The sequence below is a fragment of the Methyloceanibacter sp. genome (assembly GCF_051306395.1).
Classification (GTDB): Bacteria; Pseudomonadota; Alphaproteobacteria; order Rhizobiales; family Methyloligellaceae; genus Methyloceanibacter.
This window is the reverse complement of sequence record NZ_JBPPND010000065.1, coordinates 1-2612: the sequence shown is the minus strand read 5'-3', so window position 1 is coordinate 2612 and position 2612 is coordinate 1. Positions and strand designations below refer to the sequence as shown.

Annotated in this window: 4 protein-coding genes; all 4 read right to left on the bottom strand. The window is 65.2% G+C overall.

Annotated elements, in window-relative coordinates:
• Nucleotides 1-273 (bottom strand): molybdenum cofactor biosynthesis protein MoaE (locus ACSLE4_RS04015; protein WP_435903190.1); only part of this gene is annotated, 273 nt, incomplete at its 3' end.
• A gap of 2 nt (nucleotides 274-275) precedes the next feature.
• On the bottom strand, nucleotides 276-527 hold the full coding sequence (moaD, locus tag ACSLE4_RS04010) for a molybdopterin converting factor subunit 1 (protein ID WP_435903189.1): 252 nt from the start codon (nucleotides 525-527) through the stop codon (nucleotides 276-278).
• Nucleotides 527-1123 carry a CDP-diacylglycerol--glycerol-3-phosphate 3-phosphatidyltransferase gene (gene pgsA / locus ACSLE4_RS04005; protein ID WP_435903188.1) on the bottom strand — a complete coding sequence of 199 codons (597 nt, stop codon included), beginning with the start codon at nucleotides 1121-1123 and terminating at the stop codon, nucleotides 527-529. Before pgsA ends, moaD begins: the two co-directional genes overlap by 1 nt.
• Before the next feature lie 35 nt (nucleotides 1124-1158).
• A partial coding sequence (uvrC, locus tag ACSLE4_RS04000) for an excinuclease ABC subunit UvrC (protein WP_435903187.1) occupies nucleotides 1159-2612 on the bottom strand: 1454 nt, incomplete at its 5' end.

The window sequence follows — 2612 nt, the reverse complement described above, 5'->3', positions numbered from 1 at the left end:
GAGCACGATGTTGTCGCCGGGTTTCAGCGTGCCGACGCGATGCACGACGAGCGAGGCTTGCAGCGGCCAGCGCGCGTGCGCCTCTTGCTCGATGCGTTCGAGCTCTTTCTCGGTCATGCCGGGATAATGCTCCAGCCCCATCTCGCTGACCGTGCCGTCGGCATCGCGCACCGTGCCGGTGAAGCTGACAATGGCCCCGATGTCGGTTCGGCCGTCTTTGAGTGCGGCGATCTCCGCACCGATGTCGAAGTCTTCCGTTTGGACGCGGATCACCTTCAGCCTCCGGTGACCGGCGGGAAGAAGGCGACCTCGCATGCGCCGGCGATCTTCGCGTCGGGCCGCGCATGGGATTGGTCGATGGCGGCGCGGATCACTTCTGACCGCTCGAAGGCGTGGGCGAACTCAGGGCCGCGCGTCTTCAGCCAGGTCATCAACTCGGCGACGGTTGAGACGTTGCCCGGCACCTCGATGTCCTCGGCGGCGATGCCGGTCTTCTCCTTGACCCAGGCAAAGTAAAGGAGCCGCATCACTTTCCCTCGGGCATGACGTGGCGGAACGTGGCCCGCAAATAATCGTAGCCGGTATAGAGCGTCAGGATCGCCGCGATCCACAACAGGCTCAGTCCGAACAGCGTCGTATAGGGCCAGATCTTGTCGCCGGCGGAGCCTGCCAGCAGAAAGCCGATGGCGACCATCTGCACCACCGTCTTCCATTTGGCGAGGGCGGTGACCGGCACGCTGACGGCGAGCGTGCCGAGAAACTCGCGCAGGCCCGAGACCAGAATTTCACGGCAGAGGATGATGACCCCGGCCCACAGCGACCAGCCGGCGATGGTGTCGTCGGCGGCGAGCATCAGCAGCGCCGCGGCGACGATCAACTTGTCGGCGATGGGATCCAGCATCTTGCCGATGGCGCTCTGCTGCTGCCAGGCGCGGGCGAGGTAGCCGTCGAGGAAGTCGCTGACGCCGGCGGCGATGAAGATCCACATGGCGAGCCAGCGGCCCCAGTCCGCCGTCACGAAGAAGCAGGCGACGAGGGCCGGGATCGCCAGGATCCGCCCATAAGTCAAGATGTTCGGCAGGCTACCGAAATGTCCTTTGGGCGTGCTCCGCCGATCTGCCAATCCTTGCTCCGCCATGTCCTATCCGTTCAACTCAACTAACCGCGTTCGTGAAAGTGATCATAGATCGCCTTCGCCATCTGCGCGCTAATGCCGCCCACGCCTTCGAGATCGGCAACGCCGGCGCGGCTCACCGCCTTGGCCGAACCGAAATGCTGCAGCAGCGCACGCTTGCGGGCGGGGCCGATGCCGGGCACCTCGTCGAGCGGCGAGGCGGTGATGCCCTTCTTGCGCCGCGCGCGGTGAGCGCCGATGGCAAAGCGGTGCGCCTCGTCCCGGAGCGTCTGAATGCAATAAAGCACAGGGTCGCGCGGTTCCAAAAGCAAAGGCTGTTTTCCCTTAAGATAGATGCGCTCGCGGCCCGCGTTGCGGTCCGGGCCCTTGGCCACGGCGGCGATGCGGATATCCGGCAGGCCGAGTTCGTCGAGCACTGCGTGAGCCGCGGAAAGCTGGCCCGGGCCGCCGTCGATGAGCACCAAATCCGGTGCGGCCCAGCCTTCGCCCTGGTCTTTGTCCCTTTCCTTGACCAGCCGGCTGAAGCGGCGGTTCAGCATCTCGCGCATCATGGCGTAATCGTCGCCGGGCGCGAGGTCTTCGCCCTTCATATTGAACTTGCGATACTGCGCTTTGATGAACCCTTCAGGCCCCGCCACGATCATGGCGCCTACCGGGTTGCTTCCGGAGATATGGCTGTTGTCGTAGACCTCGATGCGTTCAGGCGCCTCGTCGAGATCGAGCACCTCGGCGAGACGCGCGAAGATCGCCGCTTGCGAAGCGGATTCGGCGAGCCGCCGGGCGAGCGCCTCGCGCGCGTTGACCAGGGCATGGTCGACCAACTCGCGCTTCTCGCCGCGCTGGGGCGTGGTCACCGTGATCTTGTGCCCGGCCTTCAATTCGAGCGCTTCTGAGAGTAGGCGGCGGCCTTTGATCTCGTGCGATAGCAGAACCTGCTTGGGCGGCGGCTTGTCGTCGTAGAACTGGGCGATGAACGACTCCAGCACCTCTTCGGCCGGAAGCGCCTTGTCGGCGCGCGGGAAGTAGGCGCGATTGCCCCAATTGTTGCCGCTCCTGAAGAAGAACACTTGGATGCAGGTCTGTCCCGCGTCCTGATGGGCGGCGAAGACGTCCGCTTCCTTCACGGTGTGCGGATTGATGCCCTGGCGCGACTGAATGTGAGAGAGCGCGGTCAGCCGGTCGCGAAAGCTCGCGGCGCGCTCGTAGTCCTGGTTCTCGCTCGCCTCGTTCATCAGCGCGTGCAGGCGATGCTTCACCTCGTCGCTCTCGCCGCGCAGGAAGGCCAACGCCTCGTCCACGAGCATGCCGTAGGCCTCCGCGGAGATCTCGCCGGTGCAGGGCGCGCTGCAGCGCTTGATCTGGAACAGCAGGCAGGGGCGCACGCGGGTCTCGTAATAGGCGTCCGAGCACGACCGCAGCAGGAAGGCGCGCTGAAGCGTGTTGATGGTGCGGCCCACCGCGCCGGCGGAGGCGAATG